Below are 16,723 nucleotides of genomic sequence, written 5' to 3' on the forward strand. Positions count from 1 at the left end.
CGGCCTCCTTTCAATAAAAGCACAAAAATGGAGCGGAAAACGGGACTCGAACCCGCGACCCTCAGCTTGGGAAGCTGATGCTCTACCAACTGAGCTATTTCCGCACTGAATGCACTGCAGCATAGAATTGATTATATATTGGACAAAGAGATTTGGCAACAACTGTCCAAAAATCGCATCATGACTTTTCCGGCTTATTCTCCTCCGACCGCAAATGCTCAAGATTCAACAGAATCTCACCCATCGAAAGACCGAACGCTCACGACACCTCAACAACATTTGATAAATTTATTTTCTATAATCATAATTACTTCCAAAAAACAGAACTGGAGCGGGAAACGGGATTCGAACCCGCGACCTACGGCTTGGAAGGCCATCGCTCTAGCCAGCTGAGCTATTCCCGCTTGTTTCCTAACCCTTTCTGTTGGTCGGGGCGAAAGGATTCGAACCTTCGACTCCCTGCTCCCAAAGCAGGTGCGCTAACCAGACTGCGCTACGCCCCGCTCTTCGCCAAAAGCCTTAAAGAAAAATGGTGGAGCTGGGGGGACTCGAACCCCCGACCTATTCCTTGCGAAGGAATCGCGCTCCCTCTGCGCTACAGCCCCGTCTTGGGTGACGGCGACCATTGTAGTAAGGCTGTTCCGCCTTGTCAAGTTTGAGTTCGTCTTCTGCCCGTATCGTGACTCCATTCGTGACTTTTTCCCGTCTCCTGAGCTAAGATGACAGGGCGTGATGCTCTTCGATCCTTCGGGCTTCCCCCCAGGCCTCACATGGTATTGTGCGACATTGTGTTCGAAAAAAGTGAGGATAACGACAACGAGAGGGCGAAAATAAAAAACCAACTACGTCGCGCAAAACCCGAGCAGTCACTATTTTTGATAAATAATATTTTAATAATAAGCATTGTGCTAAAATAAAAATATCTTCATTCGACCTTGTCGAGAAATTGCTCCTGTTAGACTCTGTGTATCTTCGTCTTCCCCCTCAGGGATCAAATCACTGTTCATTCGGAGGATCAAGACATGTCTCTCGGATCGGAACTCGTTCGCAAGTGGGTTTGGGAATGCAACAGAACCTTTCGGCGCTCCGGACGTGTGCGAAAGGTGGACGGTGGCACCACATGGCTGTCACTTCATTTTTCCGACGGAAAAGAAGGGCTCCTTTTTTCCTGGGATCCTTCCGCATACGGATGTTCTTCCGTCACGGAAAAACAAATCGGCGATCTCCTCTGCGGCGACAAGGGGCGGCATCCGTTGATCGCTGCTACGAAGGCACACCTTCAGGGAAGTATCCTTGTACTCACGGAACAGATCCAGGAAGACAGAATCCTCGCCCTGACTTTTCAGCGCACTGTAGGTTCGGGATTCCTCTCTCAGAGGAAACTGTTTTTTGAAGCAACCGAGCGATACAGTAACCTGATCCTCACCGACGGGGAGGCCCTCATCCTGGAATGTGCAAAACACGTACATCCGGAAATCAACCGTTACAGGACGCTCATTCCTGGGCATCCATATACCTGCCCGCCTCCGTGGAAAGGGACGAGCCTTGCGGATCTTCTTTCCGGAGAAAAACACGCCACGAGAGAAAACTTCCTGAATCTCCGTGGATTTGGAAAACCTCTCCTCACGCATCTCTGGCGCCACCGGGCTCCCTCCGCCGGCGTGATCGAGCTGGAACACTTGCGTTATCTCGCTCAGAATATAGCAGAATGGGAACCCTGCTTTCTCGGGGATTACCTGACAGTTTTTCCCGGGCCTCTCCCCGAAAGTGTTCCACTTCCTCGCAAAAGCGGACTGGAAGCGACCTGGGACGTGACGGGAGCACGCCTTCTCGCCAGATACCTCAACCGATATCGTGCAAATCTCGCGGGAGAACTGTCGAAGCAAAAAGCCCGCATTGAGAAAGAGCTTGAGGGTGTCGCGGAACAACAACGGCGGTTTCTCGCCGCAGAGGAGTTCCGAGAAAAGGGGGAGCTCCTACTCGCCCACGGAAAAACCATCCCTCCAGGTGCCTCTGTCGTACGACTCACATCCTGGGAGAACCCCGGAAGGATCGTTGAAATTCCGCTGAATCCGGAGCGTTCGATCTCGGATAACGCGCAGAACTATTTCAAGATTTACAAAAAATGGAAGAATTACGGCGCAATCCTGGAAACACGCGCCGAAACTCTCTCTCAGGCCCTTGAAGAGGTGATCGAACAGGAATCCGTCCTGTTCGCCCTTGATGATGTAAGAGAACTGCACCTTCTCCAAGAATCGTTGTTCGTGGAAAAACACGGGACACCTCAGGACCCGAAACGACGGAAGAAACGGCTTCCCGCTCCGCCACCGCATCTGGTCTTCTCGTTCCCCGGAGGAATGATTTTCGTCGGTCTCAATGTGAAGGGAAATCGCTACGTGACATTTCAGATTGCCGGTGCAGACGATCTCTGGTTTCACGCCCAGGGAGTGCCGGGTGCCCATGTTGTGGCGAAGGTGGAAAATCTACGGGAGGAAAAGCGGGAGGACTTTCTTCTTTGTGCCGCAACCCTGGCTGCCCACTACGGGAAAGCCGCCCGCAACAGTTCGGTTCTCGTGGACTACACGGAGAAAAAACACGTCCGCCACATCCCGGGTAAAGGACCTTCCCACGTTCGCTACGAGGCGTTCAGAACATTGCGCGTCACCCCCGGATCGTGGCGTCAAAAACTCGAAGCATTGCAACGAGCTCTTGAGGAAGACAACTCCTGAATCCAATTTCTTCCCACGTTCTCGGATGAGGAAACCGCAATTTCCACGCGTGAAGAAAAATTCGTTCCACTTCTGGAAGCAGTGGGTATCCCGATCCGTAAAGAGTATCTCCAACCAGAGGGTGCCCGATCGCCGATGCATGAACCCTGATCTGATGTGTTCTCCCCGTGTATAGGCGACAGGCAAGCAATGTGGCCTTGCGAAAGCGGCGAAGTACGCGAAACGTGGTATGTGCTTCTCTTCCCTCGGGGTGTACGGACATACGCACTCTGTTGCAGGGGTCACGCCCTATGGGAAGATGTACTTCCCGGATCTCCCAGGGAACGGTTCTCCACACGAGCGCAAGATAGTCCTTGCCCACAAAACGCTTCTTGAACGCCAGAGAAAGCCTTTCGTGAGCCCACTGATTTCTCGCGATCACCATGAGACCCGAGGTTCCCGCGTCGAGGCGATGGACAATACCTGGGCGGCGCGCACCGCTCAGTTTCCCGAAATCCCCATAGCGGAACAACAGGCCGTGCACGAGCGTTCCCGTCCAGTTTCCCGGCGCAGGATGCACGACAATACCCGAAGGTTTGTCGATCACCAGAAAATCAGGATCTTCGTAAAGCACATCGAAAGGAACATCCTCCGGTTCAATATCCATTTCTTCCGGCTTGGGCAGCCGAACTCGCACGTATGTTTCAGGAGAACATTTGATGGAGGGCTTCATCGCATTCATCGGCGGATCAAGGCTGACCGCACCCTTGCGGATGAGTTTTGTCGCGTACGCTCTGGAAATGCCGAGTTCCTGTGCTACCAGAGCATCCAGCCTGAGCAAAGACAAGGAGTCGTCGACGCAAAAAACGACGAGCGAGTCTCCCTCGTCCTCAAGGAGTTCGTGAGGCTCAAACCTTGCACTTTCATGAATCAGAGGACCTTGTAGGGCTGCCTCAGCCCCAACAGAAGACTCAACCTCTGCATTGCCACAATGCGACAGTTCTCCGTTTTGTCGCATCGTCATTTGATCACACCCTCGTCTTGAACAGAACACATCCCGACGACGTATTCACAGAAAGAGGGAACCGTCGTCGGGATGCGCCGGAGAATTTGATCCAAATCCACTTTTGTCAATCGTTTCAGTTTCCGCTGTCGAGGACAGAAGCGCATCGGGAACAAAGTCCACGGTCGTCTGTAGGAACGGCGTATTTCCAGCAGCGTGGACATTTCTCTCCTTTGGCTCGCACCACAGAGACACGGATCCCCGTCTCCTCGTCGAGGAATGCATCCTCGGGAAGATCCTTAACGCACGAAAACGCGGAGACGATGCAGAGTGTGTTCCAGAATTCCTCCTCGTTTCCGTGGGGAATCGTTTTCCCCGCCTCCGATGGGGAAATTCGTACCGCCGCATCCAGTGAATGTCCGATGGCACCCGCACTGCGTGCTCGCTCCAAGGCACGGACAACGGCGGCGCGAACGGAGAGGATTTCATCCCATTCCGATTGAAGTGCCTCGTCCTGCAAGGACGCACTTTCCTCCGGCCAGGAAGCGAGGAAGACACTTTCTTCAAGATCCGGATCCAATCGCCGCATGGACTGCCAAATTTCTTCGGCGGTGAAGCTCAGGATGGGCGCGACAAGTCGCGTGAGCCCCCGAAGCAATTCCCAGAGAGCGGTTTGACAGCTCCGCCTCCCGAGATCATCTTCTCGATCCGCATAGAGGCGATCTTTGCTCACGTCAAGAAAGAGAGAACTCACCTCGTTCACGCAGAACTGATGAATCACATAGGTAGGAATATGGAACTCATAGTTTTCGAACCCCTCTGTGGCCTTCCGGATCACCTGCTGGAGGCGGGAAAGAATCCAACGGTCCATGACAACGAGCTTTTCCATGGGTACCATGTGTTTCTTCGGATCAAACCCGTTGAGATTGCCAAGGAGAAATCTCGCAGTATTTCGGATTCTTCTGTAAGACTCCACCAGGTTATCGATGATCTTCTGAGAAATGCGCACATCATTACGATAATCTGTGGAAGCGACCCAGAGACGCAACACATCCGCACCGTAGGCGTCGATGACCTCCTGAGGGAAGATGACGTTGCCCAAGGATTTGGACATTTTTCGCCCCTCCCCGTCCACGATGAAACCGTGGGTCAGAACGGATCTGTACGGCGCCTTTCCTCTCGTCGCCACGGAAGTGAGGAGTGACGTCTGAAACCAGCCCCGGTGCTGATCACTTCCCTCGAGATAGAGATCCGCGGGCCACTGGAGCTCAGGGCGCGTCTCCAAAACGGCTCGATGGCTGACACCGGAGTCGAACCATACATCCATGATGTCTGTTTCCTTCCGAAGCTTCCTACTTTCGCAGGAAGGGCAAACGGCGAGATCGCCCACGAGTTCCTCGGGAGAGTTTTCCCACCAGATATTGCTTCCCATGAGACGGACTTTTTCCTGAACCCTGCGGACCCTGTCCGGAGAGACCACCAGCTGGCCGCACTCCTCGCAGACGAACGCGGGGATGGGCACACCCCAGATGCGCTGCCTGCTGATGCACCAATCAGAACGATCGCGGACCATATTGGTGATACGCTCCTCACCCCAGGCGGGCACCCACCGAACATGTGCGATCTCCTCCAGAGTCGCCTCCTTGAAGGCCGCCACCGAGACGAACCACTGCTTCGTGGAACGGAAAATGACCGGATTCTTGCACCGCCAGCAATGAGGATAGGAGTGCTTCACCTTGCCGACACCGAGGAGCCGTCCATTGCCCCTGAGCACCCCCAGAACCCGCTCCGCTCCCTTTTCGAGGGAGAGTCCACCAACGAGAGGCGTCCCTTCGAGGAAAAAGCCTCGGTCATCCACAGGATTGAAAATTTCCAGTCCATATCGGATACCTGTTTCAAAGTCCTCCACGCCGTGTCCCGGAGCAGTGTGTACACAGCCCGTTCCCTGATCAAGGAGAACGTAATCGGCCAGAACGAGGGGGACGGAACGTTCGCCGTAGAAAGGATGTTCGGCGAAAAGTCCTTCGAGTTCCTTCCCGGTACACGTGAGCAGGGGGTCCTGCAACGAGAGTTTCGTCGCCGTCACGAACTGGGGCACGAGCTCCTTGGCGAGCAGAAAGACTCGACTATCCTCAGCGGGAGCGAACACGTAGGTGTATTCGGGATGCAATGCCACAGCCATGCTCGCGGGCAATGTCCAGGGGGTCGTCGTCCAGATCACCACGGACACGTCCTTTCCCCCCAATACATCGAACCGCGTCGCCACATCCTTCAAAGGATACGCCACAAAGATGGACGGGGACACCTCGTCCTCGTATTCGATCTCCGCCGCCGCAAGAGCGGTCTGACAATCCACGCACCAAAAGACGGGTTTATGGCCCTTGTAGACCAACCCTTTATCGACCATTTCGGCGAAGACACCTAATTGCGATGCCTCATATTCGGGCTCGAACGTGACGTAAGGAGCGTCCCAGTCACCCAGAACACCCAGACGCTTGAACTCGTTGCGCTGGACGTCCAAGTACTTCATCGCGTAGGCGGTGCAACGAGTCCGCAGCTCTGCCGGAGAGACGTCGTCCTTCGAAAGTCCCTCGTCCTTCAGAACCCGCAACTCGATGGGAAGCCCGTGGGTGTCCCACCCGGGAACATAGGGTGCTCGAAAGCCGCGCATCCATTTGTATTTGGGAATGAGATCCTTCAGGATTTTGTTGAAGGCTGTTCCGATATGAATGTTGCCGTTCGCATAGGGAGGTCCGTCATGAAGCACGAAAAGAGGGGCGTGCTCCCGTTCTTGCATGAGTTTTCCGTAAATATCCCGCTCCTTCCAAAAGGAAAGGAATTCAGGCTCCCGTTTCGCGAGATTCGCCTTCATGGGAAAATCGGTCTTCGGAAGATGTAACGAGTCCTTGAAGTTCTGTGACATGTAAAAACCTCCTCAAGAGAATACGGGATGCCGCCTTCCGGCAACGCAGAAGGCGGCAAAAGTTGCTTCCACACGCTACTATAGCATGTTTCCCTTGCTTTTTAGTGTTCCGTCTCGCCTTTTCTTGCCCGAGCGGTCTGAAGGAGATGAATCGTCGCAAGAATAAGGATACCAACAAAATCCGAGACAATTCCGGGAACCAAAAGACCGAGCGCGCCCCCCAGAGCCAATGCGCGCATCCAGGAAGGCATCGCAACCTTGTAGTGCCCCACCGTACTCATTCCGAGGAGAAATACGCCGATGAGAGCCGTGACAATGGCGAGAACGAACTGGAGGGGTATTCTCCCTCCGTGGATGAGATAAGCCAGTACGGCAAGAGAGAGCGCCGCGGCGGCACCCCAAGCGATACGCACTCTGGGTGCTTTCTCCCGGTTACGGAGTGCGAGGAATGCAATACCGAAGATCACCACCACCAGAACGGCGAGGAGCGCTGTCCTCGACTCCACCCCGACAAGAACGAGAATGGGATTAAACACATAAATGTAGGGGACGAGAAATCCTGCCAGAGCAAGTTTCACCGCGTTCATCCCCGTCCGCATCGGGTCGGCTCCCGCAATACCGGCGCCCGCATATGCCGCCAGGGCGACCGGGGGGCTCAGGTCCGCCGCAATTCCGAAATAGAGAACGAACATGTAGGTCGCCATGGGCGGCACTCCGAGTTTGAAAAGCGCAGGTGCGGCCATGGTACTCGTGACGATGAAGTTTGCCGTGGTAGGAAGCCCTGCGCCGAGAAGGATACAGGCAACCATGGTCAACATGAGCGTCGGCAACATGTAGCCTCCCGCAAGCTGAACGATGGCGTTGGCGATGGATAGCCCCAAGCCTGTCAACGTTGCGGTACCAACCACAATACCCACGGTACCACAGGCACAAGCCACCCCCATGGCGCCACGCGCTCCTCCTTCGAGGGCATCTTTCAGTTTGGACAGCGTCAGGCGTGTTTCCCTTTTGACATACGACACGGCGATAGTGAGCAGAATTCCGTTAAACGCCGCTTTCAGCGGCGTATATCCGGCGATGAGGAAATAGATGATCCCGAAAAGGGGAATCAATAAGTGCCCCTTGGACTTGAGCAGGGGAAGGATCAAAGGAAGGTGCTCTCTCGGCAGCCCTTTGAGCCCGAGCCGGGTGGCTTCGAAATGCACCTGGACCATGACGGCGAAATAGTACAGCAGGGCCGGGATAACCGCCGCAGCGGCCACTTCGAGATAAGGGACTTCCATCATCGTCGCCATGATGAATGCTGCGGCACCCATCACGGGAGGCATGATCTGTCCCCCCGTGGAAGCGACCGCTTCCACGGCTCCCGCAAAGGCAGGACGATAACCAACGCTCTTCATAAGTGGGATGGTGAACATCCCCGTCGTGCACACGTTCGCCACGGAAGATCCGGAGATGGACCCCATCAGTCCGGAACTCAGAACAGCCACTTTGGCGGGGCCGCCTGTGGAATGTCCGGCCAGTGCCATCGCAAGGTCGATGATGAAACGTCCCATGCCCGTTTGCTCCAGGAAGGTACCGAAGAGGATGAACATGAACACGAACGTGGCCGACACATAGAGAGGCGTTCCGAAGACGCCCTCCGTGCCGAGATACATGTGATTGATGATCCGCATCGTGTTATAGCCTCGATGCGCGAAGATCGACGGGAAGTATCGACCGTAGTAGCAATAGAGGATGAAGAAGATGGCGATGACGGGCAACACGGGATTGGAGACACGCCTGGTCCCTTCCAGCAAAAGCGCTATGCCGGTGAAGCCCACGATGATATCCATGGTGGTGGGCAACCCTGGCCGCAGGACAAGTTCATTGTAGTAGATGACATGATACATTACCGCATAGGCTGCCGCGAGTGCCAAAAGAAAATCGTACCAGGGAATACGGTCGCGAGATGCTTTTTTGTGCCCCGGATAGAGGAGAAACACCATGAAAAGAATAAGCCCCAAGTGAATGGAAAGCTGAATGGTCTGGGGCATCAATCCCATTCCCGCCGTCCAAAGGTGAAAAAGTGAAAGACCGATGGAAACGACAGTGACAAGCAAGGCTTGCCATCCCGAAAGAGAACGATAGCGCGCCTCCGTGTCGAATTTTCTTCGCAATTCGTCGAGATCAATCTCCGTGCGCACTTCCGGGGTCTGATCCTCCTGCATCTTTTCGCTCGGCAAGTGAACATCCGCTCCCTTCAAATCCGTTTCGACCAGAACCCCTCAGCGGGTCCATCGCCGCCTTTGGACAAACTCACGACACGGCACACCGTGCGGGCGACACGCTTTTCCTACCGGACCGTCATTTCACAACAAAACTCCCACCGTTCTTTCCTACGAGCGGAGACATCTCAACGAAAAGACGAAGCCTCTCCTGTGGGACTCTTTCGTACAACTTCAACATGATCGAAGGCGGAAGAAGAAGCTCGTTGGCACCGAGTTCCGCAGTTCCCACACGATAATGGATCATGGGAAAATGTGCTCGTCCGCCCTGAAAAACAAACCACCCATTTCTTGCGAGAAAACGTCCGTTTCGAGAAGGCGCAACAGGCAAACCCGCATTGTGGGATTTGACCCTTTCTTCCCACTGCCACAGGACGCCTCCCCTCGCAACAAACACATCCTCCACGGGAGTCAATTCCACAGAGTGAATATAACGAGTCACAATAAACTGTCCCGGAAGAATCGGATAGGTAAGAAGAGTGGTGTCGGCGTTTGTGACGACAAGAAACGGAACAGGAGCGGAAAAAAGAACGATGCATGCGAGAAACACGAGAACAACGGCGATCGAAAATTCTATTGACCTTAACATGAAAGAGAAGGAGGATTTTTTCAATTCGACAATGCCCCCACACCCCTCCGCCCTTTTTGCGAACGACAAGAAAAGAGCGGCTCCATGGCACTCCCCTATGCGGCGGCCACCGATCTGCTCCGTCAGCGATGTTCACGTTTTGGCGGGCCCGGCCAGATTCGAACTGGCGACCTACGGCTTAGGAGGCCGTCGCTCTATCCTACTGAGCTACGGGCCCAAAACGCTCCCAAAGAGCCGAAAAAGAATATACCCCAGAAACCCTTTCAGCGTCAACGTTTGCTACGTTGGATACGCATTTCGTCCGGAGTTTTGCTCTTACGATCACGCAGGAAAACCTGGGTTCGGAAACAAATTTTCAGGGAAACTCGCGCTTCCGTCTAGCAATGTTTGGATACGGTCATCTTCTAATTCCAGTCGGCAAGGCAACATATCGCTTCCCCATCGTATCGAGGTAAAACAGGAAGGGGAGTCATTCGACGGAAACCGTACTCCTTTCCTGAACGAGCAGGTTTTCGTCCCTCGACAAGCGTTCCAATACCGAATCCTCCTCCGGTGAAAGGAGTGCCGTAACACATTTTGCCGCAGCGACATCTTCCTTCACTCTGGCGACAAGCTCCGCAGGACCGGAGAAGTGGAGCTCCGGCCGCAAGCGTTGCAGGAGAAAAACGGAAAGGACCCGATCGTAAAGATCAGCATCGCACTCAAGGATATGAACTTCGAAACGTCGCGCTCTCGCGCCGGGAAACGTCGGGTTTCTTCCGATATTTACCGCTGCGGCATGTCGTTTCCCGTTAAGGAAAACGACACAAGCATAGACTCCATCGGGTGGAAGAAGCTTCATCGCAGGAACGGCGACGTTTGCCGTAGGAAACCCCAGCGTTCTTCCCCGTCCATCGCCACGGACAACAGGGCCGGAGACGAAAAAGGGGTATCCGAGCAACTCCGCCGTTTCCATCAGGTTTCCCTCCAAAAGAACACGACGGACACGAGTGCTACTGACAGGCGTTCCCCCCATCCGCATCTGTTCCAGAGCGGTAAAGAACCACCCGCGACGTCGGCTCTCTCGTTCAAGAAAGGACACATTCCCTGAACGCCCTTTGCCAAAACGAAAATCGCTCCCTACAACGACGCCCTTAATCCCGCAGAGAGCATGCAGCGCATCGAGAAATCCCGAAGGAGACAGGTCCGCCGTCTCTCTCGTAAACGGAATACGAACATACTGCGGCACGGAAAGAAAACGGGCGAGACGGTGACGCTCCTGCTCCGTAAAGAGAAGCGCTGGGGATTTCGGAGAGAAAAGGAGCTGCGGGTGGGGAGTCAACGTTACGACACCCCATCTCGCCCCTGAAAAATCACTTAACCTGCGAGCTTCTTTCAAAAGAATCTGGTGCCCTCTATGAAATCCGTCGAATGCGCCGAGTGCAGCAATCATCACATAACCTCCGAAGCTTTCACGATGACTGTCTCGGGTTCAAAACGTGGAATCCCCTCATAGACAATTCTCCCCAATGCCACATGCCTGGAGGATTCAACCACCACCGGAGCATGCCGGGTCATGTTGCCCCAACAGGTTCTCGACAAATCCCTCAGAGAGAAGGCACCTCCGTTGGCAAGACGCTCTTCCAAGCCGGACACGACCTGGAACGTGACAAAGTGCCGTAAGAGGTCGGATATGGGCCGAATCCACGGTTCCACCTCGACACAGGAAGACGCATAAAGCACATCCCCCGGCGCGGCATCATCCGAAGAAAGGCTACCGACACGGCTTCGCTGCAACGAAGCAACATGAGCGCCACAGCCGAGAAACGCACCGAGGTCCCTGGCAAAGCTACGGATGTAGGTACCCTTACCACATTCTATACGAAAACGAAGGATGTCTTCCCCCGAGTCTTCCGCTGCCTCCACGCCGAGTCTATGAAAATAGACGTATTTTTCGGCGATGTCCGGAGCAATGCCCCCACGGGCCATTTCATGTGCCCGTCTTCCACCCACGTGAACTGCGGAAATAGAGGGAGGACGCTGAAGACGGTGACCAAGAAAACCGGGAAGGCAGTGCCTTACCTTTTCGAGAAGAATATCTTTCGGCGGAACCTCGGAGGTGGTGATCACCTTCCCCGTGGCGTCATCCGTATCAGTGACCACACCAAAACGAACCGTCGCAACATAGGTTTTGGGAAGCTCCATCGCGTAACGACTCAATCGAGTCGCGCTACCGAGAAGAAGAACAAGAAGCCCCTCAGCGCCGGAATCAAGCGTACCCGCATGACCCAATTTCTGGTCCTTCCCGAGACGCTTTCGAAGCTTCCCCACACAGTCGGTACTCCTCATACCGACGGGTTTATTCAAAACGAGAATTCCCTGTTTCATACAAAGCCTCCAGCTGCGTACCAAGTTTTTCAAGGACCTCTTCCAAAGGAACGGGGACCCTGAACGCAGCCGCCTGAGGATGTCCTCCTCCGCCCCAGGAACGAGCAATAGGCTGAGCGGAAACAGCGCCTCTCGAGCGGAGACTGGCATGCGTCTGACCGTCCTGCTCCGAAAGGAGGACGGCGAAGGTCACATTGCGGATACGAAAAAGCTCATTCACGAGTCCTTCCAGATTTGACCTTTCGCAGCCGCTCGCGATGAAATCCTCGTCTCGAAGAAATGTGCACGCCACCTGTCCGTTCGCAAAAGACACAAGTCGGGACAGGGCGAGACCCCAAAGCCGCAACCCTTCCTCCGTATTACTCGAATGCACACGTTCGCTGATCTTCGACGGAAGAACACCACGGGCAACGAGTTTCGCCGCCGCCAAAAAGGTGCGCTCGGTGGTGTTCGCGTAGGAAAAGTTCCCCGTATCCGTCGCGATGGCCGTGTAGAGCGCTTCAGCCGCATCCAACGGGAAGGGCCACTCGACGGCCTGTTCGAGAAGATCCAGAATCATCTCCCCCACCGCCGCCGCAGAGGAGTCAACGATAGAGAGGGCACCATAACCGGAATTGTCCCCGTGGTGGTCCAACACGATCAAAGGAGCCTTTCCCTCGTACGTCGCGAGGGGCACCAACGCTCTCTCAGGTGTGCTCGTGTCCACCACGACAAGGCAAAGCGCCCCATCCCCCTCCAAGGCTTCCTCCGGAAGCGACGTCATCGTCTCATAGGCGTCCGAAAAGGGCAAAAAGGCGAGGGAAGAAGGGATGGGGTCCTTGCCCACCCATCGCCAACGTTTCCCCAACGCCTCTGCGACTACTGCAAGAGCGGCGGCACTACCCAAAGTATCTCCATCGGGCTTTTCATGTGAAACGAGTATCCATGTATCCGCCCTTTGAAGAAGAGAGATAACCGCAGTGAAATCACGCACGCGATTCCCCTCCTCCGTTCTTTCCCGCAATACGGTCGAGAAGCGCATCGATCTGCCGCGCCCGCTCTTCACTGTGGTCATAGAAAAAATGCAGCTCTGGAATATGACGCAACCGCATCATTTTCCCCAACATTCCACGAATCTTTCCAGCCACATTTGTCAATGCTTGACTCACTTCCTCTTTTTCGGAAGAATCGAGAAGCATGAAATAAATCTTTGCGTAAGAAAGATCGCGGGAACACTCCACACCAGTCAGAATCGCTTTCTTGACAGACTCATCCTTGATTCTCCGCTGAAGAATCTCCGAGATTTCTCGGAGCATCTCCTTGTTGATACGTTCGATACGAAATGTCGCCATAGCTCATAACCTCTCGATTTCTTCTCTGGACTTCGAATTCGCCCTGGTTCTCGAGATGAGCGATGTGTTTTTCCAGTACATCGACTCTGGCGTTTGCGAGCGCGAAAGACCCCGCCAAAACAGCGGCGGAGATAACAGCCGTACTCCACGAACCATCAGGTCCGAGATCCAGAACCGACGCGTTGTCCTTCCTTTGCAGATGATCCAGAAGCGAACGGACGATTCGCCGCCTATCCTTGAGACTTGCTGCTTCCATAATGCGAAGCTCAATGACAAGGAGTCCGACAAAAGGTTCCATGAACGCACCCTATTCGAGGTTTCTCTTTTCCTCGATGATTTCGTAGGCCTCCACCACATCCTGCTCACGAAAATCCTGAAAATTGTTGAAGCTCATCCCGCACTCGTATCCCGCCGCAACTTCGCGGACATCGTCCTTGAAACGCCTGAGTACCGAGAGAGTACCCTCCCAAAAGACAACACCCTCGCGAATGAGTCTGACCTTGGCGTTACGTTTCATTTGACCTTCTGTCACGTAACATCCTGCGACTTTTCCGGATTTGGGGACCTTGAAAACAGCGCGGATCTCCGCCTGACCGAGAATATGTTCTCTCAGTTTGGGAGCAAGCATTCCCTCCAGTGCAGCTTTCACATCATCAATGACATCGTAGATGACGCGATAAAGACGGATCTGTACGCCTTCTCGCTCGGAAATCCTGCTCGCGTTGCTGTCCGGACGAACATTGAAGCCGATGACGATCGCATTCGATGCCGCTGCCAACATGACGTCGGATTCAGAAATTCGTCCGACACCTTCGTGCACGATGAACGTGCCGACTTCATCCGTGGCAAGCTTCATCAAAGAGTTTCGCAATGCCTCAAGAGACCCCTGTACGTCGCACTTAAGCAACAAGTTCAGTTGAGGCGTTTCTCCCTGCTGCATCTGTTGATAGACTTCCTCCAGAGTAAGGCGTTTCGTTCGGGTCGCGTCCTCTTCGCGACGAATCTGCGCCTGCAGAGAAATGGTGTCCCGGGCTTCTCTCTCATGTGCAACCTTTCGAAAACGCTCTCCCGGCTGGGGAACGCCGTCAAGTCCCAGGATTTCCACAGGAGTGCTCGGGCCCGCCGTATCGACAAAGTTGCCTCGGTCGTCAAGCATAGCTCGTACTCTCCCCCAGGTGGTCTCCGCCAAAACGATATCGCCCCGCATGAGCGTGCCTTCCTGGACGATCACCGTCGCAACGGGACCTTTCCCTTTGTCGAGCTTCGCCTCGACGACAATTCCCTCAGGATCAACCGTGGGATCTGCGCGCAGTTCTCCCAGCTCGGCCACGAGAGTGATCATTTCGAGGAGTTGTTCCACCCCGAGCCCCTTCTTGGCGGAAACATCCACCATGATGGTGTCGCCGCCCCACTCCTCGGGAACCAGCCCTTGATCGGAAAGTTGTTGCCGTACCCGGTCGGGCCGTGCATCGGGTTTGTCAATCTTGTTGATCGCAACGATGATGGGCACCCCTGCTGCCTTTGCGTGGTTGATCGCCTCGATAGTCTGCGGCATAAGGCCATCATCCGCTGCAACGACAAGAACGGCGATGTCCGTAACCTGAGCACCCCTCGCTCTCATCGCTGTGAAGGCTTCGTGGCCGGGAGTGTCAAGAAAAACAATGCGCTCATTCTGATGGATCACCGTAGAGGCGCCGATATGCTGCGTAATGCCTCCGGCTTCGCTTTCCGTAACGTTCGTCTTGCGAATATAGTCAAGCAGCGTGGTCTTGCCGTGATCCACATGTCCCATGACCGTCACGATGGGAGGGCGAGGAACGAGATGAATCCCTTTCGGGGCGGATTTGCCCGTCGGTCGCGGCACGCTCTCCGCGGGTTTTTCGGACTCGCTTCCGGAAACGGGACGAGAGAGCTCTTTTCCAAAGGCAGAAGCAAGCACACCAAGTGCCTTGTCGTCGACTTTTGCGTTTGCAGGCACCATCAGCCCCGCGGTCACAAGAGCTTTCACGGCATCAGCCGGAGAAACACCAAGAAGAGACGCCGTTTCGGCCACGGTGGATTCGTAAGCGACAATCAACCGCTCTTCAGACGCCGAAATCTTCTCTTCCTTGACTCCAACGGAAGCACCCGTGTCATTGCGTAAGGCATCTTCGACAAGTTGCGCAACATCCGTATCAATAGAACTCATATGTGTTTTCACATCCACGTCAAGACTTTTTAGAATCTCCATCAACTCTTTGTTTGTTTTGCCCAAGAGTTTGGCGAGTTCATACACCCTTATTTTACTCATTCCTTTCGCCCCCCTTTGCAGCAAATTCCTCAATTTTGCGCGCCAATCCATGTGTCTCTGGAAGTCCGAAGACCTGAGTCAAACCAAGTCCCGTCATTCCGTGCATCTCCTCCCGTGTCGCCGCCAGGAAAAGCTGCCGACACATACCGCGCGCGACATATCCTTTCAAGGCTCTCTGGACATTGGCGGAACTGTCGCTCGTGAGAAGAACGAGAATCCGGTCGCCCCTCCGCAGAGCCCTCCGAATGTCATCCTGTCCCAAAAACAGGACTCCTGCCCTCCTGGCCAAAGAGAGAAACGACGCCACCCGAAGAGAATTCTGGGGTGAAATGTCAAGCGTTCCCGCCATTCCCCCCCTCCTCTCCTTCAGCTTCTCCGGCAAGCAAAGTGAGGACGTCGTCATAAAGCTCAACGGGAACCTTGCTCTTCAAAGCACGGGAGAGGGCATCCCTCTTTTTCGCTGCGAGCACGCATGCCTTCCGAAAACAGAGATACGCACCCCTTCCGGGAGCACGCCCCGTCGTATCAATTTCGATACGACCATCAGGACGACGTACGACCCTGATCATGTCCCGCTTGGGGGATTCCTCCCCGCACCCGGAACACGTCCTCGGGCGCTGTCTTGTCACTCCTGCTTTTCTTCCCATATATCGGAAGAGCCTCCCTTGATTATATCTTCAAAGAGATCCTGGAGAGTAGGCATCCTCTCCGGCTCGAGAACCTTGATGTCGATTTTCCACCCCGTGAGTCGCGCCGCGAGTCGAACATTTTGTCCGGCCTTGCCGATAGCCAGGGACAACTGGTCAGGACGTACGTAGACACGCACGGCGCGGTCTGTTTCCAGCACAGGTTCCACTTTGAGAATCTTCGCCGGAGAGAGCGCGTTCCGAATAAACTGCAACGGATCATTGTGCCAGATGATGATGTCCATACGTTCCCCACGCAGTTCGGAACTGATGGACTTGATTCGGCTCCCCTTGGTCCCGACACAGGCCCCCACGGGATCGACATTCGGATCCAGCGTTGCCACCGCAATCTTCGAACGAGTTCCAGCCTCTCGGACGATACCCCGAATTTCAACCACGCCTTCCTGGATTTCCGGCACCTCCAGTTCCAAAAGACGACGAAGAAGGCCCGGATGGGTTCTCGACACGACAATACGGGGTCCCCTCGTGGTGCGACGAACATCCAGCAGAAAGAATTTCATACGCTCATTCGGGGAGTAGGTTTCACCTACAATCCGTT

At 54.6% G+C, this 16,723-nt stretch carries 14 protein-coding genes, 5 tRNA genes and 1 pseudogene; 2 read left to right on the forward strand and 18 right to left on the reverse strand.

The window, feature by feature from the left end:
• Window positions 1-28 precede the first annotated feature (28 nt).
• The 4 genes from Q1K49_RS05475 to Q1K49_RS05490 all read right to left on the reverse strand — a co-directional run bounded on the left by Q1K49_RS05475 (window position 29) and on the right by Q1K49_RS05490 (window position 605).
• Window positions 29-104: transfer RNA gene (locus tag Q1K49_RS05475), tRNA-Gly, on the reverse strand.
• A gap of 223 nt (window positions 105-327) precedes the next feature.
• A tRNA-Gly gene (locus tag Q1K49_RS05480) sits at window positions 328-404 on the reverse strand.
• 21 nt (window positions 405-425) lie between these two features.
• A tRNA-Pro gene (locus Q1K49_RS05485) sits at window positions 426-503 on the reverse strand.
• 27 nt (window positions 504-530) lie between these two features.
• Window positions 531-605, reverse strand: a tRNA-Ala gene (locus tag Q1K49_RS05490).
• Between the two features lie 417 nt (window positions 606-1,022).
• Between Q1K49_RS05490 and Q1K49_RS14865 the strand changes: the two are divergent.
• Window positions 1,023-1,493, forward strand: a pseudogene (locus tag Q1K49_RS14865) (NFACT family protein); the annotation flags it as partial.
• 318 nt (window positions 1,494-1,811) lie between these two features.
• On the forward strand, window positions 1,812-2,729 hold the full coding sequence (locus Q1K49_RS05500) for an NFACT family protein (RefSeq protein ID WP_300523705.1): 918 nt from the start codon (window positions 1,812-1,814) through the stop codon (window positions 2,727-2,729).
• On the opposite strand, the gene Q1K49_RS05505 is transcribed toward Q1K49_RS05500, so the two are convergent.
• The 14 genes from Q1K49_RS05505 to nusA form a co-directional block, all read right to left on the reverse strand.
• Window positions 2,662-3,549 carry an RluA family pseudouridine synthase gene (locus tag Q1K49_RS05505; RefSeq protein WP_300523706.1) on the reverse strand — a complete coding sequence of 296 codons (888 nt, stop codon included), beginning with the start codon at window positions 3,547-3,549 and terminating at the stop codon, window positions 2,662-2,664. The two genes, Q1K49_RS05500 and Q1K49_RS05505, sit on opposite strands and share 68 nt — an antisense overlap.
• A 298-nt stretch (window positions 3,550-3,847) precedes the next feature.
• The gene (gene ileS / locus Q1K49_RS05510) at window positions 3,848-6,634 is read right to left on the reverse strand and encodes an isoleucine--tRNA ligase (protein ID WP_300523708.1); all 2,787 of its coding nucleotides are present in this window, start codon (window positions 6,632-6,634) and stop codon (window positions 3,848-3,850) included.
• A 101-nt stretch (window positions 6,635-6,735) separates the two neighbouring features.
• The gene (locus tag Q1K49_RS05515; RefSeq protein ID WP_300523732.1) at window positions 6,736-8,844 is read right to left on the reverse strand and encodes a TRAP transporter permease; all 2,109 of its coding nucleotides are present in this window, start codon (window positions 8,842-8,844) and stop codon (window positions 6,736-6,738) included.
• 136 nt (window positions 8,845-8,980) lie between these two features.
• Window positions 8,981-9,559, reverse strand: coding sequence for a DUF1850 domain-containing protein (locus Q1K49_RS05520; RefSeq protein WP_300523710.1), 579 nt, complete (start codon window positions 9,557-9,559; stop codon window positions 8,981-8,983).
• Between the two features lie 71 nt (window positions 9,560-9,630).
• Window positions 9,631-9,707 (reverse strand) — tRNA-Arg (locus Q1K49_RS05525).
• Between the two features lie 252 nt (window positions 9,708-9,959).
• Window positions 9,960-10,922, reverse strand: a complete 963-nt coding sequence (ribF, locus tag Q1K49_RS14870; protein ID WP_366146041.1) for a riboflavin biosynthesis protein RibF — start codon at window positions 10,920-10,922, stop codon at window positions 9,960-9,962.
• Window positions 10,922-11,800: a tRNA pseudouridine(55) synthase TruB gene (gene truB / locus Q1K49_RS05530; protein WP_300523712.1), complete on the reverse strand. Its 879-nt coding sequence runs from the start codon at window positions 11,798-11,800 to the stop codon at window positions 10,922-10,924. Before truB ends, ribF begins: the two co-directional genes overlap by 1 nt.
• A 28-nt stretch (window positions 11,801-11,828) precedes the next feature.
• A complete protein-coding gene (locus Q1K49_RS05535) occupies window positions 11,829-12,830 on the reverse strand; it encodes a bifunctional oligoribonuclease/PAP phosphatase NrnA (protein ID WP_300523714.1) in 1,002 nt (333 codons plus the stop codon).
• Window positions 12,823-13,188, reverse strand: a complete 366-nt coding sequence (gene rbfA / locus Q1K49_RS05540) for a 30S ribosome-binding factor RbfA (protein ID WP_300523717.1) — start codon at window positions 13,186-13,188, stop codon at window positions 12,823-12,825. Before rbfA ends, Q1K49_RS05535 begins: the two co-directional genes overlap by 8 nt.
• Window positions 13,106-13,486, reverse strand: a complete 381-nt coding sequence (locus tag Q1K49_RS14875) for a DUF503 domain-containing protein (protein WP_366146042.1) — start codon at window positions 13,484-13,486, stop codon at window positions 13,106-13,108. The genes rbfA and Q1K49_RS14875 overlap by 83 nt, the downstream gene beginning before the upstream one ends.
• A gap of 9 nt (window positions 13,487-13,495) precedes the next feature.
• On the reverse strand, window positions 13,496-15,478 hold the full coding sequence (gene infB, locus Q1K49_RS05545) for a translation initiation factor IF-2 (RefSeq protein WP_300523720.1): 1,983 nt from the start codon (window positions 15,476-15,478) through the stop codon (window positions 13,496-13,498).
• The gene (locus Q1K49_RS05550) at window positions 15,471-15,827 is read right to left on the reverse strand and encodes a hypothetical protein (RefSeq protein ID WP_300523723.1); all 357 of its coding nucleotides are present in this window, start codon (window positions 15,825-15,827) and stop codon (window positions 15,471-15,473) included. The genes infB and Q1K49_RS05550 overlap by 8 nt, the downstream gene beginning before the upstream one ends.
• Window positions 15,811-16,125: a YlxR family protein gene (locus Q1K49_RS05555; protein WP_300523724.1), complete on the reverse strand. Its 315-nt coding sequence runs from the start codon at window positions 16,123-16,125 to the stop codon at window positions 15,811-15,813. Before Q1K49_RS05555 ends, Q1K49_RS05550 begins: the two co-directional genes overlap by 17 nt.
• Window positions 16,104-16,723 (reverse strand): transcription termination factor NusA (nusA, locus tag Q1K49_RS05560; protein WP_300523727.1); only part of this gene is annotated, 620 nt, incomplete at its 5' end. The genes nusA and Q1K49_RS05555, both read right to left, overlap by 22 nt.

Source organism: Aminiphilus sp. (genome assembly GCF_029975095.1).
In the GTDB taxonomy this organism is placed as follows: Bacteria; Synergistota; Synergistia; order Synergistales; family Aminiphilaceae; genus Aminiphilus.

Excerpts from the sequence above, each read along its gene's own strand:
- ileS (WP_300523708.1), bottom strand. The coding sequence starts at position 6,634 with ATGTCACAGAACTTCAAGGACTCGTTACATCTTCCGAAGACCGATTTT.
- Q1K49_RS05515 (WP_300523732.1), bottom strand. The coding sequence starts at position 8,844 with ATGCAGGAGGATCAGACCCCGGAAGTGCGCACGGAGATTGATCTCGAC.
- ribF (WP_366146041.1), bottom strand. The coding sequence starts at position 10,922 with ATGATTGCTGCACTCGGCGCATTCGACGGATTTCATAGAGGGCACCAG.
- rbfA (WP_300523717.1), bottom strand. The coding sequence starts at position 13,188 with ATGGCGACATTTCGTATCGAACGTATCAACAAGGAGATGCTCCGAGAA.
- Q1K49_RS14875 (WP_366146042.1), bottom strand. The coding sequence starts at position 13,486 with ATGGAACCTTTTGTCGGACTCCTTGTCATTGAGCTTCGCATTATGGAA.
- infB (WP_300523720.1), bottom strand. The coding sequence starts at position 15,478 with ATGAGTAAAATAAGGGTGTATGAACTCGCCAAACTCTTGGGCAAAACA.
- Q1K49_RS05550 (WP_300523723.1), bottom strand. The coding sequence starts at position 15,827 with ATGGCGGGAACGCTTGACATTTCACCCCAGAATTCTCTTCGGGTGGCG.
- Q1K49_RS05555 (WP_300523724.1), bottom strand. The coding sequence starts at position 16,125 with ATGGGAAGAAAAGCAGGAGTGACAAGACAGCGCCCGAGGACGTGTTCC.